The organism is Exiguobacterium sp. s59 (assembly GCF_018617475.1).
In the GTDB taxonomy this organism is placed as follows: Bacteria; Bacillota; Bacilli; order Exiguobacteriales; family Exiguobacteriaceae; genus Exiguobacterium; species Exiguobacterium aestuarii.
The window spans coordinates 17503-41763 of record NZ_JACSKG010000001.1 but is presented as its reverse complement, the minus strand read 5'-3'; the positions used below and the strand labels follow the sequence as shown (position 1 = coordinate 41763).

28 protein-coding genes are annotated in these 24261 nt (G+C 47.5%); 11 read left to right on the top strand and 17 right to left on the bottom strand.

All coding sequences use genetic code 11. The features are described from left to right. Nucleotides 1–44: 44 nt before the first annotated feature. The 5 genes from KNO91_RS00285 to KNO91_RS00265 form a co-directional block, all read right to left on the bottom strand. Nucleotides 45–932, bottom strand: a complete 888-nt coding sequence (locus tag KNO91_RS00285) for a Cof-type HAD-IIB family hydrolase (RefSeq protein WP_214794516.1) — start codon at nt 930–932, stop codon at nt 45–47. Nucleotides 933–1019: 87 nt separating this feature from the next. Next, nucleotides 1020–2405 (bottom strand): protoporphyrinogen oxidase, encoded by a 1386-nt coding sequence (gene hemG, locus KNO91_RS00280; protein ID WP_214815525.1) that lies wholly within the window; start codon nt 2403–2405, stop codon nt 1020–1022. Next, on the bottom strand, nt 2398–3327 hold the full coding sequence (gene hemH, locus KNO91_RS00275) for a ferrochelatase (RefSeq protein WP_214794518.1): 930 nt from the start codon (nt 3325–3327) through the stop codon (nt 2398–2400). The genes hemG and hemH overlap by 8 nt, the downstream gene beginning before the upstream one ends. Nucleotides 3328–3329: 2 nt before the next feature. Next, a complete protein-coding gene (gene hemE / locus KNO91_RS00270; protein ID WP_214794520.1) occupies nt 3330–4373 on the bottom strand; it encodes a uroporphyrinogen decarboxylase in 1044 nt (347 codons plus the stop codon). A gap of 117 nt (nt 4374–4490) precedes the next feature. Further along, nucleotides 4491–4796 (bottom strand): MerR family transcriptional regulator, encoded by a 306-nt coding sequence (locus tag KNO91_RS00265; RefSeq protein ID WP_074032630.1) that lies wholly within the window; start codon nt 4794–4796, stop codon nt 4491–4493. 121 nt (nt 4797–4917) lie between these two features. Between KNO91_RS00265 and KNO91_RS00260 the strand changes: the two genes are divergently transcribed. Beyond that, a complete protein-coding gene (locus KNO91_RS00260) occupies nt 4918–6222 on the top strand; it encodes an ammonium transporter (protein WP_251126491.1) in 1305 nt (434 codons plus the stop codon). A 46-nt stretch (nt 6223–6268) separates the two neighbouring features. Here KNO91_RS00260 and KNO91_RS00255 read toward each other — a convergent pair whose 3' ends face one another. Beyond that, nucleotides 6269–7402, bottom strand: a complete 1134-nt coding sequence (locus KNO91_RS00255; RefSeq protein ID WP_214815519.1) for an ABC transporter permease — start codon at nt 7400–7402, stop codon at nt 6269–6271. Continuing rightward, a complete protein-coding gene (locus tag KNO91_RS00250; RefSeq protein ID WP_251126490.1) occupies nt 7399–8136 on the bottom strand; it encodes an ABC transporter ATP-binding protein in 738 nt (245 codons plus the stop codon). The genes KNO91_RS00255 and KNO91_RS00250 overlap by 4 nt, the downstream gene beginning before the upstream one ends. A 170-nt stretch (nt 8137–8306) precedes the next feature. Between KNO91_RS00250 and KNO91_RS00245 the strand changes: the two genes are divergently transcribed. After that, nucleotides 8307–8558, top strand: a complete 252-nt coding sequence (locus KNO91_RS00245; protein WP_214789707.1) for a GlsB/YeaQ/YmgE family stress response membrane protein — start codon at nt 8307–8309, stop codon at nt 8556–8558. 48 nt (nt 8559–8606) lie between these two features. On the opposite strand, the gene KNO91_RS00240 is transcribed toward KNO91_RS00245, so the two are convergent. Continuing rightward, nucleotides 8607–9656 carry a hypothetical protein gene (locus tag KNO91_RS00240; RefSeq protein WP_214794527.1) on the bottom strand — a complete coding sequence of 350 codons (1050 nt, stop codon included), beginning with the start codon at nt 9654–9656 and terminating at the stop codon, nt 8607–8609. A 128-nt stretch (nt 9657–9784) separates the two neighbouring features. On the opposite strand from KNO91_RS00240, the gene KNO91_RS00235 reads away from it, so the two are divergent. After that, the gene (locus KNO91_RS00235) at nt 9785–10213 is read left to right on the top strand and encodes an HIT family protein (protein WP_214794528.1); all 429 of its coding nucleotides are present in this window, start codon (nt 9785–9787) and stop codon (nt 10211–10213) included. A gap of 38 nt (nt 10214–10251) precedes the next feature. On the opposite strand, the gene KNO91_RS00230 is transcribed toward KNO91_RS00235, so the two are convergent. Further along, nucleotides 10252–10587, bottom strand: a complete 336-nt coding sequence (locus KNO91_RS00230) for a hypothetical protein (protein WP_214794530.1) — start codon at nt 10585–10587, stop codon at nt 10252–10254. A 168-nt stretch (nt 10588–10755) separates the two neighbouring features. Between KNO91_RS00230 and KNO91_RS00225 the strand changes: the two genes are divergently transcribed. Beyond that, nucleotides 10756–11112 carry a hypothetical protein gene (locus tag KNO91_RS00225; RefSeq protein ID WP_214789715.1) on the top strand — a complete coding sequence of 119 codons (357 nt, stop codon included), beginning with the start codon at nt 10756–10758 and terminating at the stop codon, nt 11110–11112. Between the two features lie 61 nt (nt 11113–11173). After that, complete coding sequence (locus KNO91_RS00220) at nt 11174–11737, top strand: HTH-type transcriptional regulator Hpr (RefSeq protein ID WP_015880933.1); 564 nt, start codon at nt 11174–11176, stop codon at nt 11735–11737. On the opposite strand, the gene KNO91_RS00215 is transcribed toward KNO91_RS00220, so the two are convergent. Then, nucleotides 11721–12059 carry a DUF1878 family protein gene (locus KNO91_RS00215; protein ID WP_353047455.1) on the bottom strand — a complete coding sequence of 113 codons (339 nt, stop codon included), beginning with the start codon at nt 12057–12059 and terminating at the stop codon, nt 11721–11723. The genes KNO91_RS00220 and KNO91_RS00215 overlap by 17 nt on opposite strands. Before the next feature lie 165 nt (nt 12060–12224). On the opposite strand from KNO91_RS00215, the gene KNO91_RS00210 reads away from it, so the two are divergent. Next, entirely contained in the window at nt 12225–13199 is a 975-nt protein-coding gene (locus KNO91_RS00210) for a peptidylprolyl isomerase (RefSeq protein WP_251126489.1), read from the top strand. Between the two features lie 49 nt (nt 13200–13248). On the opposite strand, the gene KNO91_RS00205 is transcribed toward KNO91_RS00210, so the two are convergent. Then, a complete protein-coding gene (locus KNO91_RS00205) occupies nt 13249–14208 on the bottom strand; it encodes an HD domain-containing protein (RefSeq protein ID WP_214794537.1) in 960 nt (319 codons plus the stop codon). Between the two features lie 81 nt (nt 14209–14289). On the opposite strand from KNO91_RS00205, the gene KNO91_RS00200 reads away from it, so the two are divergent. The 3 genes from KNO91_RS00200 to KNO91_RS00190 are packed head-to-tail and all read left to right on the top strand — an operon-like array spanning nt 14290 to nt 16599. Then, nucleotides 14290–15213, top strand: coding sequence for a CorA family divalent cation transporter (locus KNO91_RS00200; RefSeq protein WP_214815515.1), 924 nt, complete (start codon nt 14290–14292; stop codon nt 15211–15213). A gap of 35 nt (nt 15214–15248) precedes the next feature. Beyond that, the gene (dinB, locus tag KNO91_RS00195; protein WP_214794541.1) at nt 15249–16340 is read left to right on the top strand and encodes a DNA polymerase IV; all 1092 of its coding nucleotides are present in this window, start codon (nt 15249–15251) and stop codon (nt 16338–16340) included. A 40-nt stretch (nt 16341–16380) separates the two neighbouring features. Further along, nucleotides 16381–16599, top strand: a complete 219-nt coding sequence (locus KNO91_RS00190) for a YhzD family protein (RefSeq protein ID WP_214794543.1) — start codon at nt 16381–16383, stop codon at nt 16597–16599. Nucleotides 16600–16636: 37 nt separating this feature from the next. On the opposite strand, the gene KNO91_RS00185 is transcribed toward KNO91_RS00190, so the two are convergent. The 4 genes from KNO91_RS00185 to KNO91_RS00170 all read right to left on the bottom strand — a co-directional run bounded on the left by KNO91_RS00185 (nt 16637) and on the right by KNO91_RS00170 (nt 20627). Continuing rightward, nucleotides 16637–17128 (bottom strand): hypothetical protein, encoded by a 492-nt coding sequence (locus KNO91_RS00185; RefSeq protein ID WP_214794545.1) that lies wholly within the window; start codon nt 17126–17128, stop codon nt 16637–16639. A gap of 61 nt (nt 17129–17189) precedes the next feature. Further along, nucleotides 17190–18968 (bottom strand): SLC13 family permease, encoded by a 1779-nt coding sequence (locus tag KNO91_RS00180; protein WP_214815512.1) that lies wholly within the window; start codon nt 18966–18968, stop codon nt 17190–17192. 133 nt (nt 18969–19101) lie between these two features. Beyond that, nucleotides 19102–19473, bottom strand: coding sequence for a YlbF family regulator (locus KNO91_RS00175; protein ID WP_074032614.1), 372 nt, complete (start codon nt 19471–19473; stop codon nt 19102–19104). Between the two features lie 35 nt (nt 19474–19508). Continuing rightward, a complete protein-coding gene (locus KNO91_RS00170; protein ID WP_251126006.1) occupies nt 19509–20627 on the bottom strand; it encodes a DUF445 domain-containing protein in 1119 nt (372 codons plus the stop codon). A 42-nt stretch (nt 20628–20669) separates the two neighbouring features. Between KNO91_RS00170 and KNO91_RS00165 the strand changes: the two genes are divergently transcribed. Both KNO91_RS00165 and KNO91_RS00160 read left to right on the top strand, forming a co-directional pair. Beyond that, nucleotides 20670–21521, top strand: coding sequence for a PucR family transcriptional regulator (locus KNO91_RS00165; protein WP_260569865.1), 852 nt, complete (start codon nt 20670–20672; stop codon nt 21519–21521). Nucleotides 21522–21625: 104 nt separating this feature from the next. Further along, the gene (locus KNO91_RS00160; RefSeq protein WP_214789726.1) at nt 21626–22723 is read left to right on the top strand and encodes an ABC transporter ATP-binding protein; all 1098 of its coding nucleotides are present in this window, start codon (nt 21626–21628) and stop codon (nt 22721–22723) included. Between the two features lie 42 nt (nt 22724–22765). Here the strand turns inward: KNO91_RS00160 and KNO91_RS00155 are convergent, their stop codons facing one another. Together KNO91_RS00155 and KNO91_RS00150 are read right to left on the bottom strand one after the other, a co-directional pair. Next, the gene (locus KNO91_RS00155; RefSeq protein ID WP_015880920.1) at nt 22766–23416 is read right to left on the bottom strand and encodes an amino acid ABC transporter permease; all 651 of its coding nucleotides are present in this window, start codon (nt 23414–23416) and stop codon (nt 22766–22768) included. After that, entirely contained in the window at nt 23413–24171 is a 759-nt protein-coding gene (locus tag KNO91_RS00150; RefSeq protein WP_214794549.1) for a transporter substrate-binding domain-containing protein, read from the bottom strand. Before KNO91_RS00150 ends, KNO91_RS00155 begins: the two co-directional genes overlap by 4 nt. Nucleotides 24172–24261 lie beyond the last annotated feature (90 nt).

The window sequence follows — 24261 nt, the reverse complement described above, 5'->3', positions numbered from 1 at the left end:
GTTACTCGTATTATACGAAACGAGACGATGACTCGACAAATCTTTTACTCCCACTCACCTGTCATCACACGTTTCAAGGCGTTCGCCACCCCGTACTCGTCGTGACGCTCTGTGACATGGTCGCTGATGGCAATCAAGTCTTTGTGGCTGTTGCCCATCGCAATCCCTTTACCGGCCACTTTGAACATCGGGACGTCATTCAAGTTATCCCCGATGACGACGACTTCCGATAAATCGATGCCATAATGTTCAGCGAGTTTTGTCACACCGTTACCTTTATCTGCGCCATGTGCCATCACTTCGATGTTGTCATTACCTGAAGAAGTGACGTACACCCCATCGACTTGTGCTTCGATTTCTTTCCAAAGAGCCGTCATTTTCTCAAGATGGCTTGAGAACGCGATGAACTTGTAGACACGCCCTGCTTCTTCACGAATGAAGCCCTCGATGTCGTCGACAATCTTCACATCTTCATTGACGTAATAGCGATTCTTGAAGAATTCGTACATCTCAAGCGAGCGATCGTCACCATTCGCTTTCAAGTTTTTCATCGACGCTTCAATCAAGTCGCCACGGCTCGCCACAAGCCCAGCTTCCGTGTACATCTCGTAAAAGACGTCCGCATATTTGTCATCTTGATGAAGGACATCGATGACTTGGAGCGCCTCTTCGATCGTCAAATCGATTTCGTGAAGGACTTCTCCCGACGTGTCGAGCACGCGTCCCCCATTCGACGAAACGATTGGGCAAGAGAGTCCGACCTCGTCTAAGATTTGTTTCGCATTCACATAGTTGCGCCCCGTCGCAATAGCAAATCGAATCCCTGCTGCTTCTGCTTCACGAACGATTTCTGCTGTCTCGTTCGCAATCTTGGTGTGGTTGTGCAAAATCGTACCGTCCATGTCTGATACAAAAAGTTTATACGTTGCCATCTTCCATCACTCCTTTTTCTCTTTCGCTTCTAACTATAACAAAAAGAGAGGGATTCGGAACAATCCGAACCCTCCCTTCATCAAATCTCAATTTTTTTCACGCAATGCCTTCACTTGTTCCCGCACGCTCTTCACACAGTCCGGCATCCCAATCCCGTCATAGGCAATCCCGGCCAAAATAACTCCAGGGTATACCCGGCTCATCTCAGCTCGGAGCGCTTTGACGCGGTCCGCATGAAAGACCGCATAAGGCGGCAATCCGTCACGAAGTCGACTGACGACCGTTTGAATCGGATCACGGTGAATCCGCATGAGACCACGAAGATCATGTAACGCCGTCTCGACAATCTCATCATCGGACGCTTCGACGATGTCATCTGCCCCCGGTCGACCTAAAAAGACTCGGAGGACGTGATATCCTTCCGGTACGGCATGTGGCCATTTCTGGTCGATGAACGTACACGCCGTAATCGTCACGTCTGCTTCCTGACTCGTCACAAATCCTGTCCCGACGAATGGAAGCTCGATATCTTCTTCTTTAAAGACAAGTGAGCAAGTCGCTGTCGCATGCGGCTTCATCTCTGCCAAGAAGTCACTATCGACTTTCGGGAGGAACTGACGAATGAGGCGAGGTGGGACCGTCAACACGAGATGGTCCGTATCGATGTCTCCACGATTCGTAAAGAGGCGATACCCGTCCTCACGTTCGGATACTTGTTCGACGGAACAGTTCAACACGACCTCAGTTCGTTCCAATCGCTCAGCCAGGCGGTCCGTGAGCGATTTGAGTCCCCGTTTCAGCGAGGCGAACTGACCGACTTTCTTCGCACCAACTTCAGCGACCCGCTGTTCAGGACGCAAATGACGCATTCCTTCATATAAGTTCCCGTATTTCTTTTCTCCCTCGATGAACTGCGGGAATGTCGACATCGCGCTCATTTGATCGATGTCCCCGGCATAAATGCCAGAGAGTAACGGTTCAATCAAACGGTCGACAATCGGATCTCCGACACGCTCACGAAGATAGAGACCGAGCGAGACATCAGAGTCTGGCGCTTCCACATCGGGTGGCGTCAATAATATCTTCTTCAAGTCCTCATGCTCTTCTTCAGAGAGCAGTGTCGTTTCACGAAACGCGTTGACATCAAGCGGAATCCCCATCACTGTCTGTTTCGGGATTGGATGAAGCCCGTCATGATGGAGGACATAAGCCTGCCCTACACCGTTCCGAACGAGTTCATCACCTAAACCGACGTCTTCAATCAATTCTGTCATCGCTGTCTTTCGAAAAACGTACGAGTCCGGTCCGCGTTCAACCGCAAACTCGCCCGTCTCATACGTATCAATCTTTCCGCCGAGGCGATCCGTCGCCTCGAGCAATGTGATCGACACATCTTCCGGCAAATAACGCTCCGCATAAAAAGCGGCGGTGAGACCTGTGATCCCACCACCGACAATCGTAAATTTACGCATGATGTACAATCACGCTTTCCATTCGATCCGCGATGGCTTCGATGAAGCTTCGCTCTGCATTTGGCATAGCTGGACGAGCATAGTGAACTCCTAGGCGGTCACAGACGACTTTACATTCAACATCGTTGTCGAATAGTACTTCAAGGTGATCTGCGACAAAGCCGACCGGTGTATACACAAACGCTTCGTAGCCATGCTTTTCATAAAGTTCAGCCGTTAAGTCTTGGACGTCTGGTCCAATCCATGGATCTGGTGTGTTCCCTTCTGACTGCCAACCGACTTCAACGTTCGGAACACCTGTCGCCTGAGCGATTTTGTCTGCCGTCTCTTTCAATTGATCTGGATATGGGTCGCCCCCAGCCAAAATCTTTTCAGGAAGGCTATGAGCCGATACGATGAGACATGCTTTTTCAGCCGGTACAGGCAAGTTTGCAAACGTTTCTTTGATTGCATCTGCCCACCAGTTGATGAATTTCGGTTCGTCATACCAAGAATCAACTGAGCGGATGTCGATGCCATATTTCGCTGCTTCTTCATGTGCACGACCGTTATATGATTTGACGCTATATGATGAGTAATGCGGTGCCAATACGACCGATACCGCTTCTTTAATGCCGTCGTTCGCCATTTGCGCGACCGCATCCTCTACGAATGGTTCGATATGCTTCAATCCGATATACAGTTTGAACTCGATTTCACCTGCATGACGCTCATTCAAGATGTCACGAAGCGTCTCCGCTTGATCAATCGTGATTTTTGCGAGTGGAGAGACACCACCAATCGCTTCATAGCGTTCCGTCAAATCTTGGAGTGCTTCCGGTGACGGTTTGCGTCCGTAACGAATGTGCGTATAGTAGCGTTCGATATCTTCCGGCTTGTACGGTGTGCCGTACGCCATGACAAGTAGTCCGACTGTTTTCATGATTAGTTGCCTCCCATTTTTTCGCGTGAGTAGTCGTGAATGAATGCCGTCAGTTTGACGAGTACGGCCGGATCGACTTCCGGGAACACCCCATGTCCCAAGTTGAAGACGTATCCTGGCTGTTTCATTCCTTCATCTAAAATTTCTTTTACCTTCTCTTCGATGACCGGCCACGGAGCCAGTAAGAACGACGGGTCTAAGTTCCCTTGGACAGCCTTCGTGATGCCACGATCGCGCGCTTCTTGAACAGACAGACGCCAATCGAGTCCAACCACATCAAGTGGAAGGTCGTGCCATTCTTCGATTTGATGACTCGCTCCAACCCCATGCATGATGAGCGGGATATCGAGGGAACGCAATTCCTTGAAAATACGTTCCGTCGTCGGTTTGATGTAACGCGCGTAGTCTTTACGGCTGAGCGTCCCGACCCACGAATCAAACAATTGGAACGCCTGAATGCCAGCATCCGCTTGCGCCTTCGCATAAGTGATGACCATGTCACCGAGTTTTGCCATCAACGCATTCCATACGTCTGGCTCTGAATACATGAGTGCTTTCGTACGATGGTAGTTCCGTGATGGACCTCCTTCAATCATGTAGCTCGCCAATGTGAACGGCGCCCCTGAAAACCCGATGAGTGGCACTTCAAGTCGTTCTCGTAATAGACGGATCGTGTCGAAGACGTATGAGATATCTTCCGGGTTTAACGGTTTTAAGCGTTCTACATCCTCCATTGTTCGATAAGGATTATCGATGACCGGACCAATCCCGCTCTTAATCTCGACATCCACACCCATTGATGGAAGTGGCGTCATGATGTCTTTATATAGAATGGCCGCGTCGACTCCGAGTTGTTTCACCGGAAGTTCCGTGACATATGCACAAAGTTCAGGATCATGCGTGATCTCGAATAGTGACCTCGTCTTTTTAATCTCTCGATATTCCGGTTGGTAGCGTCCGGCTTGGCGCATATACCATACAGGTACATAATCTGTCGCCTCTCCTTTAAACGCTTTTAAAATAGTATCGTTCATACGTCGCGTCATTCCCCTCTAAATTTCTCCTACACTCTTTTATTCTCGTGTTTGTGAACTCAAAAACATTATACAGAAATTAATTAGAATTATGCTAATGTGAAGCATTTTCATTGTGTTTTCTTTGTGTCATTTTTTTGTCGGAAATGTTCGGAAGGCCGAATTCAATTGACCCCGAATCAAATCATCACGCTGTTTCGCCGATAATCGACGTTCGCGCTCTTTAATATCTTGAATCCGCCACCCATCCTCCAGCTTGGTCGCCACTTCAACTAAACGCTCCACGTCATGGAAGGAATATTTACGTGAACCACCTTTTGTTCGTTCCGGAAAGACGAGACCTTTTTCTTCATAATAGCGGACCTGACGCTCAGAAAGTCCCGTCAACTCTGTCACGACGCCCATCCCGATCACTTTCTTCGATTTATAGTCCATTCGCCCTCGCCCTCCTTAATAAAAAAACTATGTCAGATAATCTGACAAAATGCAATCCAACATCCTTTTTTCGTTTTACACTGAAGTCAACTTTTGGAAAGCACCTAAGAAAAAGGAGGGCATGAACATGGAAGACATTCTCTATTATATGGACACGCTGTATGTACTCATCGCTGCATTGCTCGTATTGACGATGCAATTAGGTTTCGGATTACTCGAGACAGGGACGCTCCGGGCGAAGAACGCCGGGCACGTCGCGGTCAAACAAATTATCAGCCTCTCTGTGGCGGCACTCGCTTTTTGGGCGGTCGGGTTCGGCCTCTCGTTCGGTGACGGGACGACTTGGTTTGGGACAGAAGGATTCTTCTTAAGTGGATCGTTCACAAGCCTCGATTGGGCAAACGTCTCAATCGATATCAAATTCTTATTCCAGTTATCATTCGTTGCAGTTTCCCTCGCAATCGCTTGGGGCGGATTCGCGGAACGGGCTAAGCTTTCTGCCTACGTTCTCTTCGGTATCTTCTTCGTTGCCATCCTTTACCCAATCGTTGCACGCTCAGTATGGGCTGGCGGAATGCTTGGATCGATGGGAATGCAAGACTTCGCAGGATCAGCAGTCGTTCACCTTCAAGGTGGGATGGCAGCTCTCATGGCTACGATCATCTTAAAACCACGTCGTAAGACGGAATCACTTGCTGGTCATAACCACGTCTTAACTGTCGTTGGTGGTCTCGTGCTTTGGCTTTGCTGGTTCGGATTCAACGCCGGTTCGACGATGTCAGTCGCAGATGGATTCTTCGGTTACGTAGCGCTGACAACAATGCTCGCAACAGCAGCAGGTGCGCTCGGTGCCCTTGCCATCGTGATGCTCCATCGTAAAACGGCCGATATCCCAACAATCGTCAACGGTGTGCTTGGAGCACTCGTTGCCATCACAGCGGCTTGTGCGTTCGTAGAGCCGTGGGCAGCAGTCGTCATTGGTGCACTCGCATCGATCGCAACATATGGAACGAGCATCTTGATGGCGAAATATGTGGATGATCCACTCTGTGCCTTCTCTGTACACGGTGTGGCTGGGATCATCGGAACACTCGCACTTGGCTTTTTCGCTTCTCCTCGTCTTGTCGAAATCACGGGAATCGGTTCTGCTGGACTCTTCTACGGCGGCGGATTGACACAACTCGGCGTACAGACACTCGGCGTATTGATCGCCATGGTCATCGCTGGTGGCGGAAGCTACGCTTTCTTGAAACTCCTTGACGTCACAATCGGTCTTCGTGTCACAGAAGAACAAGAAGATGTCGGTCTCGATATCGCAGAACACGGTGTATCGGCTTACGGTGAAGTCGAAGAAGCAACAGAAAAAACAGGACGCCTTCCGAAAATTCTCGGTTCGAGTGTGTCGGTCATGTCACCTAAGAAATAATTTCAATCACGCGAGAAGGACATCCGAATTCGGATGTCCTTCTTTTTCATGTCAACCGGCTTAAATAGTAACGAATGACCACGACGGATAAGACTAATCCTACCGCCGCATCCCACGTCGCACCGAATCCAATCGAGGCAAGCACGAGCACGATGGACTGGACGATGAGCAACCTTATCGCCCACCACGAATAGCCTTCAATCCGCTCATCACGGGTAATCGGTAGCCAGGAGACAATCGAAATTGCCTCTAACCGCTTAAACAGTGGAACGAGCTGCAACGCCGTCAGTCCGACGAATAGTGGCGTGACGAATCCGACATACCACCCGCCTGACATCCACATGACGATGAGTGCCACCGCCGTCAGCCGCAGGATCAGGTCGAGTGAATCGTTCGAACGCAAAATACGAAGACCATATACGTAACGTGAAGCATCGACGCGTTGGAGTACTCGTTTTTCGAGAAGTTTTGTCAGCAGTCGTCGCTCCCGAACTTCTTCTTTTAAGGTTGGTAAGTCGACGAACCAGCTAATCACCCGTTCAAACTGTGCCCGACTCTTTTCCTCTAGCGCCAACCATTGCAGGAGCGGAATTCGCTCATTTCGCTTCACATGTAAAAGAATGAATGGCATAAAAGCCGGCACCCATGCCCATTGTGTCCAATCCATTAGAAGAAAAGCACCACTTACCATCGCGAACGGTACAATCATCCACCCGCTTACACCTTCCACTTTCGCCAATCGACCCGCAACTGACAGTAACGTCATCGTGATGACGAAAGACAACACTTCTAAGCTCGTATAACTTTCCGTACGAACGAGAAGTGGCAATAACACGAGTAAGACGAGAAGAGCTCGTAATGTAGCAAAAACGACATTAAATAAACGAACACCCACCATATATGAACGAATGGTACCTAATTCAGGGAGTAGGAATACTTGGTCCGCCTCTTGGATGAATGTTCTCGGACGGTGACCGAGCGGAATCAGGATGAGCACCGCTGCGGCAATCCATGTCCCCGGAAACGTCGTATCAATTCGCTCTAAAAAGTTGTTGTAGACGAATGCCCCGTAAATCAAGGTGAAATAAAGTGTAAATAATAGCCCTCCGTTCGCGACGTAGCGACTATATTTGACGACCTCTTCCATCCAGTTGCCTAGTCTTGAAGTAAATCGATTCATGACGATCGTTCCTCCGAAGCAATCGCTTCTACATAAATATCATCGAGCGTCGCATCAGGCGATAATTGATACTTCTCTCGCAACTGTGCAGCTGTTCCGTTTGCGATGACGACACCTTGATGAAGGAAGACGAACCGATCGCAATGTCGCTCCGCCGTCTCCAAGATATGGGTCGACATCAAAATCGCACAGTCTTGTTTATATTCATCAAATAGTTGGAGTAACTGTCGAATCGCCAATGGATCGAGACCAACGAACGGTTCATCGACGATGAGGAGCGGCGTTTTCGTCACAAGAGCACATAGAATCATCGCTTTTTGACGCATCCCTTTCGAGAAGACAGACGGGAACCAGGTAAGTTGTTTTTCCATCCGCATCTCTTTCGCTAAGCGCTTCGTCCGTTCAGTCAACTCATCAGGACTCACATCATATGCTTTTCCCATCAATTCGATGTGTTCTTGTAAGGTCAATGTGTCATATAAAATGGGTGTCTCCGGTATGTAACTCACTTTCTTACGATACCTTTTTTCTGAAGATTCTAATGTCTCTCCATCAATTTCGATTTTTCCGGATAGTGGTGACAAGAGACCCAAAATGTGTTTGATTGTCGTCGATTTACCAGCTCCGTTTAGCCCTATCAACCCAACGAGCTCTCCTTTTTCCACTTCAAACGAAACGTCATGCAAAACTTGCTTACCGATATATCCGCCGTTCAATCGATCGACGTGCAGCATGAAAACCACACCTTTCATTTTCAACTTTTTTTCGTGGTATATGTTTTAAATGTTGTCACATGGGAATAATCTGAACTGTAAGGCATTTTAAAATAAAACATCAATACTCCCATTGTTCCACAAAATCGTTGAAAAGAACAATGGGCAAACAGAGGAAGGAGAAATGAATTATGGGGTTTATTCTTTATTTGATTATCGGAGGTATCATCGGTTGGTTAGCAGGATTAATTTTAGGTAAGGACGTACCAGGTGGAATTATCGGTAACATCATCGCGGGGATTATCGGTGCTTGGTTGGGTGGACTCATCTTCGGTGATTTCGGACCAATCGTAGCGGATATCGCGATTATCCCAGCGCTTATCGGTGCGATTCTTCTTATCTTGATCGTATCGTTCGTCATGAAATCAATGCGTAAAAAATAATTATTTATGTACAGGAGGGGCTTCCATAATGGAATGTCCCTCTTTTTTTCATTGAATCAATAAATACATCGCGTCATTCTTTTCAATAAATTGCTTCTCTGTCTCAAGACCAAAGAACGTGAAGAACGATTCGAAGAACGATTGTCCGTAATCCCACTCCGTGCCGAGTTGGTGCTCCGTCTTTTCTTTCGGTTCTCCGAGTAACGCAATCAAGTCGTCTGGTCGTTTATCAAGATCAACCATAACCGATTGCACGTCCCCCTCTTCATACACGATGGTCAAACGTTCATAATCCCATTTCCCATCACGTTTCCCATCTGGTTCGCCTAACGTTTCTTGAACCTTCCGTTTTGATTGCCCGATCAATGAATCAATCCTTTCTAATGGATGACCGGTTTGCGCCTCGACCTCAATTTCAATGAGCTCTGCCCGCTTCAAATCAAATTGCCCCGCAATCGCTTCGCTCGATTCCGGCATGAGTGCATAATCAATCGATTCGGACGTGATCAATTGAATCGTTTCCGTTTCAGACACCGTCTCACCTTTTGCGACGGCGACCGCCTTCACATCATAGCTTCCCGGCATCCTCTCAAACGTGAATCGTCCGTTCGCCTCATCAATTCTTCCGACACGTTGGCCATCGACCCAAACGTTCGTCATCGGTACGTCCGAAGTGACGTCAATTTGTTGTGGCAATAATTCAATCCGATAATCTGAAAAGCCAAAACGCCCTTCACCTGTATCAATCAATCGAAACAGTCCTTCTGCCTCCATCCCTTTCGTCCGATTCGCACGATCTTGTGCGACTTCGGCGATGGCATCGCTACGGATGGATTTTTCATCGTTCAGCCAGCCCATAAACCGTAGTGCCTCCGCACGCGTCAACGCTTCTCCTTGATATTCCACTTTCTCCTCAAAGAAAGTACGGTCTTCCTCTAATAAGGCCTCTTTAAATGCGACATGAATTTTATCTTGCTCCGCCGCTGGCTTGTATCCATATATATAGAAGACAATAGCTCCGACTAAAATGGTGATCACAGATAATGCGAGTAACGCTTTTGAATGACGTTCTTTTTTTCGACTTCTTGTGTACGACATCTTTTCGCCTCCTTTCTATAGTACTTACCTCAATTATAAAAGGAATCAATCTCCCTTCCAATCGTTCTTGCGCCTGAATTTCCGTGGTATGATGAAACAGAAATGACTTTCAGAATGGAGGAATGAAGATGCATACCGATTCAACCTGTATCTTTTGCAAAATCGCTCAACAAGAAATCCCGTCGTATCGGGTGTATGAAGATGAGGCGGTCGTCGCTTTCCTCGACCTCTCTCAAGTGACAAAAGGTCACACGCTCGTCATCCCGAAACACCATGCGAAAAATGTTTACGAACTGCCGGAAGAGGTCGCAGCGGACGTCTTCAAACGCGTCCCGACCATCGCCAAGGCGATTCAACGCGAAACGGGCGCAATCGGAATGAACGTTTTGTCGAACGCCGAAGAAGTTGCCGGACAAACGGTCTATCACTTCCATATTCATTTAATCCCGCGCTTCGGACACGAAGACGGATTCGGCGCAAAATGGATCACACAAAACGATGCCTTCACGTCTGAAGAACTCACAACGCTCGCATCGAACATTCATTCACACGTATGAAACAGACAGAGACCCGTCAATCGATGACGGGTCTCTCTTTATGATTGATTAATGGAATCCCGATGACGCTTCCGCTCTTCTTCTAATTGCGCTCGCTCGACCTGAAGTTTGATCGCCACTTCATATAACTGTTGACGCGTTTTGACAGATGTCGCTTGTTCGAATTCTTTTCGTAATTCAGTTAGACGGGTATCTATTTCAAGCACACGTTTTTCTCGCATCGATTCTTCGCGTGCCTGTTCTGTTTGTTTCGACGCTTCATACCCCGCCTCGAGTGTGTTCATTATGGAGTCGGCCCAAGTGTCATCTCCCAGTTGTTTTGCAGCGAGATACAGGTCAAGCATATCATCTACCCAACGCTTCGCTTTCTCCACTGAGGATCACCTTCCTTTACCTGTATTTTAAAATAAAATGATTTTTCGGTCAAAAATGAATGTTCTGAAAAATTTTATTTGCGATATAGGTTTTTAATCACTCTTTTTTGGTAAAATAATATGAAAAGAATGTAATTCTGATTATCCGAGCTTGAGGAGGGGAATGAATTGTCGAGTCGCCAACGTCGAGATTGGATTGCTTTCGGCTTTGTTTTAGCATTTTTAGGAGTCGCCACATTTAAAAAATTGGCGAGAGGTACCGCAAATGATGCTGCTGCTCAACAACATCGAGCATCCACAATCACTACGCTAAAAGAACAATTTGGGAATGTGGCGAAACATGCATCGCAAGTTGCCGCCGCAGGTAAACTGCAAGGAAAAGAATTGACTGATCAAGTGAAAGCCGAAGTCGAACGCTATCAACAAGACATTCAGCCTTCAGTCGAGCGAATCCAAGGGAACCTTCAGGAACTCTCGAACGTACAGTCTGCTATGACTGACAACACCGTCAATCAAACACCGTAAGTGTTTGAGGTCATCGTCCGTCGTTTACTTTTGACTTTTTATCCGGAAAGGATGGATCGAGATGGAACACGAAAAAGAATTCACTGGCCCTGAGGCCATGCTCTATAGCCACAAAATTATTCAATTGAGTAAGGCTTTGTGGAAAACCGTCGAAAAAGACTGGCAAAACTGGATTAAACCATTCGATTTAAATATCAATGAGCATCATATCTTATGGATTGCCCACGCGTTAGGCGGCGCATCGATCTCTGAAATTGCAAAATATGGCGTCATGCACGTCTCGACCGCTTTCAACTTCTCGAAGAAGTTAGAAGATCGTGGATTACTTACGTTTTCTAAAAAGGAGACGGACAAGCGAAATACGTACGTCCAATTGACACCTGAAGGAGAATCGTTGTTGCTTGAAACGATTCACGCATTTGACCCGGAAGGAAACGGCGTATTCCGCGCCTCGCTCCCACTTCAAGAGCTTTACGGGAAGTTCCCTGACTTAACAGACATGACAGCGATCGTTCGTCGTTTATATGGGGACAACTTCATGGACATTTTTGCTGAAACATCAAAAATGATCACAGAAGAGGCAGGCAGACGTCCTGATGAGGATGAACTCAGTCAAGAAGCCTGACCTGCCGATAGAGTGGCTCTGTGACGTCTAACTCGATTCCTTGACGGACGCATGCCCCAAGAATCGTTTTAACGTCGAGCCTCGAATCTAACATGCCTACAAAATGGACGAGCAACGGCTCTATGGACGTAAATCCATAGCGCATTTGCTCGTTTTGTCGTACCCGAATATCCTCAAGCAACTGATAAAACGCCTCTACGTCTTGCTTCGTCAAGTTCGCTCGAATCACTTCATATTCAAACGGACGGTCCGTCCAATCCACAATCTCGAGTAAGATCTTCATCTGATATGATAAATGCTCGACCTTCTCTTCTAGTGACACTACCCTCACCCCATCATTTCACATTCTATTACATCATTATACGACAGGATTGTGTGCTATGATACTGTACAGACAAGAGAACAGCTGTCATGATTAGGAAAATGTGATATAGTCGGACTTAGAAACTTTAAAGAATTATTAGGGGTGGAATACATGTCAAACGGAATGTCAAACGAACCAAAAAAGCAAGATAAAAAATTCTCAACCGGCGCTCTCGTCGGTGCATCGGCACTCGCACTCATCATCGGTGCTGGCGGTACGTATGCCGCAACAAACGCTGGTGGCGAATCAGACGATTCAGCAGTCGTCACATATAAAGGCGGCGAAATCACACGCGGTGAAATCGCGGACATGAGCTACGACCGCATGGTCCCACAACTTGCATTCCAAGAGACAATGAATGCACTTCTTGAAAAAGAATATGGTGACCAAGTCGAACAAGAAAAAGTAGATGAAGAGTTCAGCAAGACAGAAGAACAATTCAACTCAAAAGAAGAATTTGAACAAGCGATCCAACAAGCCGGCATGAGCGGCACGGAAGAGTTCAAAGAAGCACTTCGTGGACAAATGCTTGTCGACGCAGCAAAATCTGAACTTGTCGACGTGACGGACGAAGAGGTCGAAGCACAGTTCGCCAAAGAAAACGTGGAAGTGGAAGCTAGCCACATCCTCGTCGAGTCAGAAGAAGAAGCACAAGACATCATCAAACAGTTGAATGATGGTGCGGACTTCGCAGAACTCGCGAAAGAAAAATCAACAGATACAGGTTCTGGTGAAAAAGGTGGAGAGCTCGGTTACTTCTCTACAGGCACGATGGTACCTGAATTCGAAGAATATGCTTTCAAAGAAGATGTAGTCGGAAAAGTCTCTGAGCCAATCCAATCACAATTTGGTTTCCATGTCATCAAAGTGACAGACCGTAAAGAGAAGGACTTGAAGCTCGAGGACGAGAAAGACCGCATTCGTGAAGAGTTGGCAACAGAAAAATCTGCTTCTGTCGATGCAAACAAAATTTACGCAGAGTTGATTGAAAAATACAACGTTGACGTAAAAGACGCAAAAGCAGAGCAACAATTTGATGCTGTCAAAGAGGCGATTAAAAACGCAGACGAATCTTCAGAAGAATCGACTGAACAATAATCATAAAGGGGCACTCCAGCAATGGAGTACCCCTTTTTTTGAACTTTAATTATAACTTCGGGCGATAGAATGCACGATTATCGAGGGCCATGACACGTTCGGTGAACGCACCAGGTTCGACACCCTCGTACGCTTTTTCGAACATGTTCATGCGCGCATCGATGTTGTCGATGAAGAACAGCATCTCCGCTTCAGGGAGTTGTGGCGTGTTCGCCGATCCCCATTCCGGCTTCCCATGATGACTCAAGACGAGATGTTGCAACAACGTCGTCACTTCCCGGTCCGTCCCGAGCTCACGTGACACGACCTCGAGTTCAGATGACATGAGCGATAGATGACCGAGCAACTTCCCTTCAAGCGTGTATTCTGGTGTGATGGCATCCGACAACTCGATGACTTTCGCCAAGTCATGTAAGATCACGCCGGCAATCAACAGGTCTCGGTTCAATGACGGATACAGGTCACACATCGTATCCGCAAGCTTCAACATCGACATGACATGGAAGGCTAGTCCTGAATAGACCGCGTGATGATGTCGCACAGCTGCAGGATACGTGAAGTATGCCTCTTCGTGACGATTGACGACCTCTTCGACGAGACGTCGGATTTCATCGTGTTGAAGTGATGTGATGAACCCACGAATCGTCGTTTCAAGCTCCGACTTCGGAATCGGTGCCGATCGAACATACGGGGCGATATCTACTTCTTGCTCGATAATTGAAATTTGCTTCAACTTCAATTGCGTCCGCCCACGATAGTCCATTACTTCACCCGCCGCATGGACGATTTTTTTCGTCGCATACTTTTCAGTATCCGCACTATCCCATAATTTCGTTTCAATTTCGCCACTCTCGTCGCAAAGGATTAATGTTAAATAAGGCTTTCCGTTTCCGGCAAGTCCCTTATACGATTGTTTGATCATGACATACTGGTCTAGCGTGTCGCCCACTTTGAGCTGACCGATTTTTGTCGTCAATGAAAGCACCTCTCTCTTATTCAATACCTTCATCTTATCGAAACTTTGCCATAGATGCCAACATTCCCGTCAATTTGGGAATACTACTACTATAGCGAATTGGAGGAATAGATGATGGAATGGGATTGGTACACACGCCCTGAGGATTATGTGGAAGTGGATTCTCGATATGCGCTGGCCTATACGTATTGGCTTGAACAATTGACGACCGCAAGCGTCACAAAAATCGTGGTTGAGGATGATTATATGTACGGGTCACTCACCCTCGACTACGAACAGTTAGAACGAGAACCTCAGAAGATCGGACATTATTTTATTGCTCCTGATTTTTTATGGACAATTGGATTTGATGATTTACATCACGAGTCGGTTCTCGCGAAAGCATGCAACTCACCAATCGAAGCGTTTTATGAACTGCTCGCCGAACGGATGAACAATTACTTCCATGGGATTGATGAATTTGAAGAACGACTTCTCGTGGCGCAACGAGAAATGGCCGGACAAGTACCCGCCACGTTCATGAACGAGATTTTCGGGCTCCGAAGCGAGATTGAGCGTTGGTCTGACACTGTCACTCCTTATAAAGAACTCGTCATGGCAGGACGTGAGGCCTTTCTCGATATTGATTTACAAACGTTAAAACCTTATCAACTCGCTGATTACCGAGTGAGCCGACTATTGACGCTCATCAATCATTATCAAGGTGATGTCATCGCGATGACAGACCTCGCCTCGACACTCTCTAACTTTCGCGGGAATGAAATCATGAAGGCACTTACCGTCTTCACGGCACTCACGACTCCTGTCGTTGCGTTCGGAGCCGTGTGGGGGATGAACTTTAAAGAAATGCCTGAACTGGACTGGCCCCTCGGCTATGCATTCGCCTGGTTTGTGATTATTTTCTTCACGCTCATCATTCAAGTATGGTTGAAACGGAAGAATTGGATTGGCTCACTGTTACAATTCCCGAATCAAACGACGTCACCAAGTGATCGAGTCAAACAAAAATCTAAAAAAACGAACAAAAGTTCGTTATAATAAAGAAAAGAGAATTGCACAGGAAAGGTGATGTTATGGAACGACTCATCATTCATGTGGACATGGATGCTTTTTACGCCTCCGTCGAGCAACGGGACCGACCCAACTTACGAGGAAAACCTGTCATCGTCGGAGGACCACCCCACAGCCGCGGAGTCGTCGCCACTTGTTCATATGAAGCGAGGAAGTACGGCGTACACAGCGCGATGTCATCACGTCGCGCTTTTGCGTTGTGTCCACATGCCACGTTTGTGAAACCACGCTTTCAAGCTTATCGCCAAGTTAGCACGCAGGTCATGGACATTTTTAAGTCGGTCACCCCTCTCGTCGAACCGTTATCACTTGATGAAGCCTATCTCGACGTGACCGAAAATACGCTGTTGAGCACGTCAGGCCCCTATATTGCCCGATATATTTTAGGCGAGATTAAACGGCGTACCGGTCTCACGGCATCCGCTGGTGTCGCACCTTCAAAGTTCGTCGCGAAGATTGCGTCCGGTTTTGACAAACCGAACGGTCTTACCGTCGTACCGTCTGATGATGTCGCCGATTTTCTCGCTCCTCTCTCAATCGAAGCGATGCACGGAGTCGGAAAAGTGACAGCTCAAACACTTTATAAGAGTGGATATCATACAATCGGGGACCTCCAACAAGCTCGTCCCGAACAACTGAAAGCCATCTTTGGACACGATCGCGGACAACAATTATATGAATTGGCACATGGAAGAGATACGCGTCCCGTCGTCGCCACACGGGAACGCAAATCAATCGGGTCGGAGACGACGTTTGCGTTTGACATCGACGACCCAGAAGAAGTGTTCGAACGAGTCATTCCCGAGATGGAGGATGTCTTGCGTCAGCTCGACCGACGCGAGCTGAGCTGTCAAACCGTCACGATTAAATTAAAGACGAGTGAGTTTCAGGCTCGGAGTCATCAAATCAAATTAAATCATCCCACTCATGACCACGACGAAATCCGGAGGCTCGCAAGGCGTCTTTTCGATGAGATGAACGTCACCGAACCCGTCCGCTTGATTGGACTGACCGTATCCGACTTGATTCCGCGAACCGAATCAACACGTCAACTGACATTCGACGAACTGACGAAACCTTCTCTTGAAGAATGAATAGTCATTCATTAAAATAGAGAGAAAGGGGGTCATGTGAATGGAGACATACACGGTGACGGGATTTGAGAACGACGGCACGCTCGTGTTGAATGAAATGTTCGAAGCGAGCGATGATCAATCAGCCAAACAAAAAGGGCTCGATTTGCTTCGTGTCGCAGGTCATGAGCACAAAGGCGCGCGCATTGTTCGCCGAGGGCAACTCATCTATTTTGAACGTTGCAAATTACCGGGGAAATTGAAAGGAACGGCATCATAATGAAAGTAGACCGAGATTATTGTTCTCGGTCTACTTTTTAATTTCCATATTTCTCGTCCCATGCTTCCTGCCATTCCTGAATATCAGCGTGAATGTCCTCGAACGATTCTCCGCTCAAACTATATCCGCTCCCTAAACCTGATCCGTCTGTCACAGGGAATGACGTTCCCCCGATTACCTCTCCATCCACGACCATTACCGAGACAGCAGTCTGACCGGCGGGAGATTGTTCACCAATCGGATGATCTTTCACCGTAAAGTTTTCATAGTATATGGTCTTTCCAACGTATTCATCCGGTGACACGGATTGTACTCCCCAAGTGGTCCGTGCACGATCTTCCGCCAACTCTTCTAAGGTTAACGTACTCGTATACTCGCCTTCATATGAGACGATTGGGTACTGTTGTTTCTCGAGATACTGTTCGGCCACCCGTCCGTTCTCCGTCATCTCAGGTTTTGGTTCGGCCGTCTCTTCTTTCCCACAGGCTACGAGAAACAAGCAGAGGAAAACCAATATCCATTTTTTCATCGTCTTCCATCCTTTCATTTCCTGATCACTTTACTTTCGTTATCCACCCCCTAAATCCTGCTTAAAATGGAAAGAGAAGAAGAATCATGAGGATTCCGACGATGCCAGTGAGCAGTTGCAACGGGACACCGACTTTGACGAAATCCATGAAACGATAGTCTCCCACACTAAATACCATCGCATTCGTCGGAGACCCGAACGGAGTCATGAAGGCGAGAGATGCTGAAATGGCGACGGCGATGACGAACGGGACAGGACTGACCGCCATCGATTCCGACAGGGCGATGGCGAGCGGGATAAACAAAATAGCTGTCGCGGTGTTCGAGATGATTTGACTGAGGACCATTGTCGCAAGAAATAAAACGACGAGGACCCAGGCAGGACCAAAACCCGCGAACGACTGTCCGATCCAGTCGACAAGCCACGCCATGACACCCGCCTTCTCCAGCGCCGTTCCTACTGGGATCATGGCCGCAATCAAGACGAGTGAAGACCATTGAATCGATTGATACGCAACGTCTAGATGGCGTACGGCTCCACTCATCACCATCGCAAGTGCTGCTAGCCAAACCGCGACGGTCGGGTCGACCCATTCAAACACGAACATCGTCATCATCATGACCATGATTACACCAGCCGCGAGTTGATGATGACTCGACACCGTTCGATTCGCCACGTCCGTCACTCGCTCGTTCGAGAGTAGTAATCGTGTCTCTTGTTCAACTCGCTCTAAATCTTCCCATTTCCCCTGCACCATCAACAAGTCCCCTTGTTTTAGCGGCGTATCTTTCAGCCTCACTTGTGCAATTTCTTCTTGTGGACGGATGACACGCAAGACGTTCACATGAAATGCATTACGTAGTTGACTCTCATGGAGACATCTCCCTACAAGTTGACTCGACCCTGGAACCGTAAACATGACGATGCCACCGGTCTTGTCATAGACGTTTGTTGCCTCGACCTTCTTAAAAGGGATGTGTTGTTGTTCGGAGAGAGAACGGACTCGCTGCTCATCTCCACTGACGAGTAACGACCCGGCACGTAATACGGTGTCGGCACGCGCGGTCTCGTAATGTTTCCCTATCCCTCTAATCCGTTCCTTCAACACGATGACACCGTCATGCGACCATTTCAAATCATTTAATCGTTTGCCAATCAGTGGATGCGACGCGTCGATCGACATGACATATACGTTCGGGTTAATCGATTCGATTGCTCCCCCTTCATCCCATTCTCTTGAACGACCTTGATCGAGCAAACGATTCCCGATCAGACGAAAGTACAGCAATCCGACAAACATCACGACTGCACCTATCGGAAACAACGAAAAGAAACCAATTGGCACATCAATTAGACCTCGTAGCGATTCAGCCGCGACAAGGTTTGGTGGTGTTCCAATCAATGTCATCGTTCCACCGATGCTTGAGAAAAAAGCAAGCGGCATGAGGTACCCTTTCGCAGATCGCTTGATTTGTCGAGTCATCGCCATGACGACAGGGATGAGCAATGCAACGGTCCCTGTGTTGGACATCACGCTTGAAAGAACGGTGACAGTTAACATGAACAAATAAAAAAGTCGCGTCTCGCTTCCATTCGCATATGGGATGAGCACGGAAGCCAACCGTTCAGCTAATCCAGAGTGAAACAATCCAGCTCCGACAATAAATAGCCCGGCAATCATCAAGACGACTGATTTCGAGAACCCTGCCATCGCCTCACTCGGCGTCAGCTGCTCGGTCAGGACGAGACCGAGAAGTCCGATCAATGCGACCAAGTCCGCTCTTAGCCAACCTGTTATGAAAAAGACAATCATCACGACTAAAATGAGCACGATCCACATGCCAGTTCACCCTTTCTCCACTATTCCATCTATATTTATTATAAATCTCATTTGAAAGCGCTCACTTTGTTGTTTGTGACAATCTCATCAACAAAAAAAGCGGATGGCTCGATTGCCATCCGCTCCTCACATCTTATTGAACTTCGTTTTCATTCACCATCGGCGCGTAAAGCTCCTCAAGTGGTTTCATGATAATTTTCGTTACTTCTGTAACGAGCTGGTGCATGCGTTGCTCTTCTTGCATGAGCTCCATGATCAATTCGTTCTGTTGAACGCTCATCATTTTCGTTTGCGCATCCATCATTTCCTGCTCAGAGATTTCCTCTCCTTGCATTTGCTTTTGTTGAAGCGTCATTTGGATGTTACGGAAGTCAGCGAACAACTGGTTCGCTTCCGCATCCGCATTGACACGATCGTATAAAGAAGAGAGTGTTGTGAACTCTTCAGAATCGCGAAGTGCTTTCTCCAATTGGTAAGCTTGGTCGTACAAGTTTGTTTGTGACATGTAACGTCCTCCTAAATGCTATTAGGGCGTGGCCATCACAAGATGGCAATCAACCCTTGAATCAACCCAATCATACCACCTAACAGCGCTCCAAGCCATGTTATTGCCCGGAACTCTCGTTTCGAGATCGATAAAACAATCTCTTCGAGGTATGATGTGTCGAGTGACTGAACCTGTTCCTGAACGATTTTATCGATTTTCAATCGGTCCATAATCGTCTCCATTTGATTCGTGAAGCGCTCAATGACAAGGGTGACACCTTGTGGGACGAGTTCGTCGACGACTCGTGCTTCAATGGACTGCGTGTAAGACGAGAGCGGTCGATCTAACAATTGCCCGATTGGCAAACGTGTGACGACTTGTTCTGTGATGCCATCAATGAGTCGCGCCTCTAAACGTTCATCAATCAACGTATCAACCGTCTTCTCACTAAATCGCTCAAATTCACGTGTGATCATCGTCGTCATACCGTCACGCGTCGACTGCCCTCGTAAGATGTTGACGATTTCTGGTCGGACCATCTCGACAAAGTTCATATTTTGAATAAAGCCTGCGATAAACCCGAGTCGACGCTGAACGAACGAATCGACCATATGACGAAGTTGTGCCTCGCCTTCAGGGGAATAAAAATACTCTTCCGATTTGACGAGAAGCGCCTCCACAATTTCAGGAATGACTGCCCGAACTCGGTCCATCCCTTCTTCTCCAAGCAATTCAAACAACTTCCGCTCTTTCACTTCAGCCATGACGCTCGCTAACTCGTCACGTAACTTGTCATCCGCCAACGTGAGGATGCGTGCCTCTGCGTTCGGGTAGAGGGGTTCTACGAGTTCTCGAACCGTTTTATCCGAGCGTAACATCGCTTGAACTTCTTGTTGCGCAAAGTGCGTAATATGCGTCGTCACTTGGTCATCCAATAATCGCTTTCGCATGCCTTCTGGTGTCAATAAGTGTTTGACGACCGTTTTCCCTAAGCTAGATGCTAATTCATCCCGACGTTTCGGAATGAGACCTGGTGTAAAAGGTATCCGGAACGAACCGATATATTTCGGTTCATGCGGTCGGAACAACATCTTGATGGCGAGAAAGTTCGTCACGCCCCCAATCGTCGCACCAATCACAATCATGAGTAAAATCTTTAATAACCCGTCCAAACTGCAAGCCTCCGATCTGAAATATGATACATTGTTGATGAGGTGATAGTATTGAATACGTTTGATCGTATTAAATCGATTTTTCCGACTGCTGTCCATCGGTCGGAAGATGCATCTGGTGACCTTGACTGGTTCGAGACGCAAGATGGTACCATATTTGGGCTCCCGACATTCGAATTGACCGAACGTGAACAGCAACTGCTCCGCATGTGGGCGACCCCGATCCTTCAGACCGACCCACATCAGCGAAAATGGCAAGAACGCCTTCAAGATGAGACGTATCGTCTTGACCAATCGTTTCGGCTCATTTCTCTCTCGCTTCAAGAAGCGGAAGAGGAAGCGTTCGAATCATTCATCAGTATCGTCCACGACTTCATGCCACATGCTGAAATCGTATGGATGACAACAAAACACATCGAACTCATCGAACGAGATTCATTTGTCGATCTCCAAGAGTTCGAGGACGTGTTGCGTGCCATTGCGAGTGATTGTTTCATCGAAGCACACGCGGTCTACAGCGAACGTTCACAAGGTTCTCTCGCTCTTGTGTATCGTCAACATCAACTGCTCATGCCATACGCTCGTCTGTCTACTAAAACTTACCCTGCTAGTCAATTATTATACCATTATTTACTACAAGAACAGGACTTAAAAGAGCGGAGTCACATTACCGCTCCACTCATGAAGATGCTCGATCTATCGACAATCGAATTGCTCGAGGCGTTATTCAGTAACTCGTTGAACGTCTCCCATACGGCGAAAGCACTTTTCATGCACCGAAATACGCTGAATTATCGACTCGATCGCCTCTTTGAGACGACCGGTTATGATGCTCGAAAGTTTTATGATGCGAGTCTCCTTCAACTCATGGTCACGTTGCACAAATCCGATTAACGGTTTTTGTGCAACTTGTCTATATTCAATGCAAGCGGTTTCATCATATAATCTTTCTTGTAAGCGCTATTATACACACACAGATTCTTTAGGAGGCTAACGACATGGCAGAAATTCGTTTAGAACATATTGATAAAATTTACGATGGTGGCGTCAAAGCCGTCAGCGATTTCAACTTACACATTAAAGACCGTGAATTCATCGTCTTCGTCGGACCGTCTGGTTGCGGTAAATCGACAACACTTCGTATGATCGCAGGTCTTGAAGAGATTTCAAACGGTGACTTTATCATTGACGGGAAACGAATGAACGACGTCGCTCCTAAAGATCGTGACATTGCTATGGTCTTCCAAAACTACGCGCTCTATCCGCACATGAGTGTTTATGACAACATGGCATTCGGCTTGAAGCTCCGTAAATTCCCGAAAGACGAGATTGACCGTCGCGTAAAAGACGCTGCTCGTATTCTCGGTTTGGAAGAGTACCTCGAGCGTAAACCAAAAGCGCTCTCAGGTGGTCAACGTCAACGTGTTGCCATCGGTCGTGCAATCGTTCGTGACGCAAAAGTCTTCTTGATGGATGAGCCGCTCTCAAACTTGGATGCGAAACTTCGTGTACAGATGCGTAAAGAGATTATCCAACTCCACAACCGTTTGGACACAACGACAATTTACGTTACCCACGACCAAACGGAAGCGATGACACTCGCTACACGTATCGTCATCTTGAAAGATGGTCTCATCCAACAAGTTGGATCACCGAAAGAAGTATACGATCATCCAGACAACATCTTCGTCGCTGGCTTCATCGGTTCACCTTCAATGAACTTCTTCCGCGGAACACTCGCAGAAGGCAAATTCATCACGAACGGTGAAGAAGTCAACGTTCCAGAAGGAAAAATGAAGACGCTTCGTGACCGTGGCTATGTCGGAAAAGAACTCGTCCTCGGAATTCGTCCAGAATCAATCCATGATGAGCCAATCTACCTCGACTCACCAACGACGCACACGTTCAAAGCGCACATCGACGTCGCTGAGCTCATGGGATCAGAGTCTTATCTCTACGCAGAGCTTGGTGGACATCAGTTCACAGCACGTGTCGACGGTCGTTCGAACATCCACATGGGTGACGATGTTGAACTCGCACTCGATATGACAAAAGCACACTTCTTCGACGGAGAAACTGAACTCGTGATCCGTTAAGCCATACAAAAAGCCTCGATTCGTCTGAATCGAGGCTTTTTCTTATCGAATCGCGTAACGCTGTTCGAGTTTGTGTTGACCGGCTTGAATCAAGGTCGATAAGATCCAATAAATCGAAGCCGAGAACAAGAGTAACGGCATGACCAAATACGTCGTTGCTGCAATTTGGTCAGACACGTACGTTAACTCCTGAACCGCGATGACCGAACCGAGTGACGTCGACTTGATGATGTCGATGACCGAGTTCGAGACAGGCGGGATGGCGCGTGAAAGCGCCTGTGGGAAAATGATGTCTTTGAAACGCTTCATTTTCGGAATCCCTAACGCGACACTTGCCTCTACCTGCCCTTTATCGACAGAGTTGATGGCTGCCCGGAACGCTTCCGAGATATAGGCCGCAAAGTGGAACCCGAGTCCGAAGATGAGCGCCTGCATCCCACTCAGTTGCACGAACCCAGTGAGACCGACATACAAAATCAATAATTGAAGTAAGAGCGGTGTTCCGCGGAAGAACGAAATGTACGTCCGCGTGAACAACCGTACGATTTTAATCGGACTACTATGAAGTAGAGCGATGATCAGACCGAGCGCCAAGGCGAGAAGAATCGACAGGACACTGGCGATCAACGTGAGCTGGACGGCTTCAAGATAGACCGAACGGTTATCTATGACGGTCGTGATCAGTTCATTCATTGACTGATATCCTCACCGAAGTACTTCTCACCGATTTCCTGCATCGTACCGTCTTCTTTCATTTCTGCAAGTGCTTCGTTCAATTTCTCAAGAACGTCGCTATCTTGACGTGTCATGAACCCAGCTTCGCTCGTGTTGAAGATGTCACCGACTGCTTTGACGTCATAGCCTGTTTTTTCAAGCTCTGTCAAGATGAAGAGACGGTCGTTCAATGCCGCATCAAGACGACCGACTTCGAGGTCTTGAAGCACTTGGTTCGCCCCTTTGTAGTATTTCACTTCGGCACCAGCTTCTTCCGCCATTTGCGCATAGACCGAACCTTGCGTCGATCCGACTAATTTGCCGTCGAGGTCGTCTACTCCTTGAATGTCGTTGTTATCCGATCCAACGATAACTTGAGCTCCCGATACTGCATACGGGTCAGAGAATGCGTACTTTTCTTCACGTTCAGGCGTGATGCTCATTTGGTTAGCAATCATGTCGATGCGTTCTGCGTCAAGTGCTGGAACGAGTCCTTTGAAGTCCATTGCCTCGTACTCTACTTTATAACCGGCACGTTCTGCCGCTTCGTTCAAGACGTCGATGTCATATCCCATCAATTCACCTTTATCTTTATATGTGAACGGTGGGTATGTCGCCTCTGTCCCGACAGTGATGACTGCTTCGTCCGCTCCACTGTCTGTTTCGTTACCGCAAGCTGCGAGAAGCCCGACTGAAGCTCCGATTGCGAGTACGCTTGTTAATGTTTTTTTCATGATGATTCCGCCTTTCCTATAATCCTTATATGATTACACGGTTTTAAACAATAACCTCATCATACTGGCGCGATGTCTTCATGTCAAACA

Bases quoted from the DNA above. Each gene is read 5' to 3' on its own strand.
- KNO91_RS00210 (WP_251126489.1), top strand. From the start codon at position 12,225: ATGTCAAACGAACCAAAAAAGCAAGATAAAAAATTCTCAACCGGCGCT.
- KNO91_RS00180 (WP_214815512.1), bottom strand. From the start codon at position 18,968: ATGTGGATCGTGCTCATTTTAGTCGTGATGATTGTCTTTTTCATAACA.
- hemG (WP_214815525.1), bottom strand. From the start codon at position 2,405: ATGCGTAAATTTACGATTGTCGGTGGTGGGATCACAGGTCTCACCGCC.
- KNO91_RS00260 (WP_251126491.1), top strand. From the start codon at position 4,918: ATGAACATGGAAGACATTCTCTATTATATGGACACGCTGTATGTACTC.
- KNO91_RS00250 (WP_251126490.1), bottom strand. From the start codon at position 8,136: ATGCTGCACGTCGATCGATTGAACGGCGGATATATCGGTAAGCAAGTT.
- KNO91_RS00245 (WP_214789707.1), top strand. From the start codon at position 8,307: ATGGGGTTTATTCTTTATTTGATTATCGGAGGTATCATCGGTTGGTTA.
- KNO91_RS00185 (WP_214794545.1), bottom strand. From the start codon at position 17,128: ATGAAAAAATGGATATTGGTTTTCCTCTGCTTGTTTCTCGTAGCCTGT.
- KNO91_RS00240 (WP_214794527.1), bottom strand. From the start codon at position 9,656: ATGTCGTACACAAGAAGTCGAAAAAAAGAACGTCATTCAAAAGCGTTA.
- KNO91_RS00255 (WP_214815519.1), bottom strand. From the start codon at position 7,402: ATGAATCGATTTACTTCAAGACTAGGCAACTGGATGGAAGAGGTCGTC.
- KNO91_RS00265 (WP_074032630.1), bottom strand. From the start codon at position 4,796: ATGGACTATAAATCGAAGAAAGTGATCGGGATGGGCGTCGTGACAGAG.
- KNO91_RS00150 (WP_214794549.1), bottom strand. From the start codon at position 24,171: ATGAAAAAAACATTAACAAGCGTACTCGCAATCGGAGCTTCAGTCGGG.
- KNO91_RS00175 (WP_074032614.1), bottom strand. From the start codon at position 19,473: ATGTCACAAACAAACTTGTACGACCAAGCTTACCAATTGGAGAAAGCA.
- KNO91_RS00220 (WP_015880933.1), top strand. From the start codon at position 11,174: ATGGAACACGAAAAAGAATTCACTGGCCCTGAGGCCATGCTCTATAGC.
- hemH (WP_214794518.1), bottom strand. From the start codon at position 3,327: ATGAAAACAGTCGGACTACTTGTCATGGCGTACGGCACACCGTACAAG.
- KNO91_RS00205 (WP_214794537.1), bottom strand. From the start codon at position 14,208: ATGAAGGTATTGAATAAGAGAGAGGTGCTTTCATTGACGACAAAAATC.
- KNO91_RS00155 (WP_015880920.1), bottom strand. From the start codon at position 23,416: ATGAATGAACTGATCACGACCGTCATAGATAACCGTTCGGTCTATCTT.
- hemE (WP_214794520.1), bottom strand. From the start codon at position 4,373: ATGACGCGACGTATGAACGATACTATTTTAAAAGCGTTTAAAGGAGAG.
- KNO91_RS00190 (WP_214794543.1), top strand. From the start codon at position 16,381: ATGGAGACATACACGGTGACGGGATTTGAGAACGACGGCACGCTCGTG.
- KNO91_RS00285 (WP_214794516.1), bottom strand. From the start codon at position 932: ATGGCAACGTATAAACTTTTTGTATCAGACATGGACGGTACGATTTTG.
- KNO91_RS00200 (WP_214815515.1), top strand. From the start codon at position 14,290: ATGGAATGGGATTGGTACACACGCCCTGAGGATTATGTGGAAGTGGAT.
- dinB (WP_214794541.1), top strand. From the start codon at position 15,249: ATGGAACGACTCATCATTCATGTGGACATGGATGCTTTTTACGCCTCC.
- KNO91_RS00160 (WP_214789726.1), top strand. From the start codon at position 21,626: ATGGCAGAAATTCGTTTAGAACATATTGATAAAATTTACGATGGTGGC.
- KNO91_RS00235 (WP_214794528.1), top strand. From the start codon at position 9,785: ATGCATACCGATTCAACCTGTATCTTTTGCAAAATCGCTCAACAAGAA.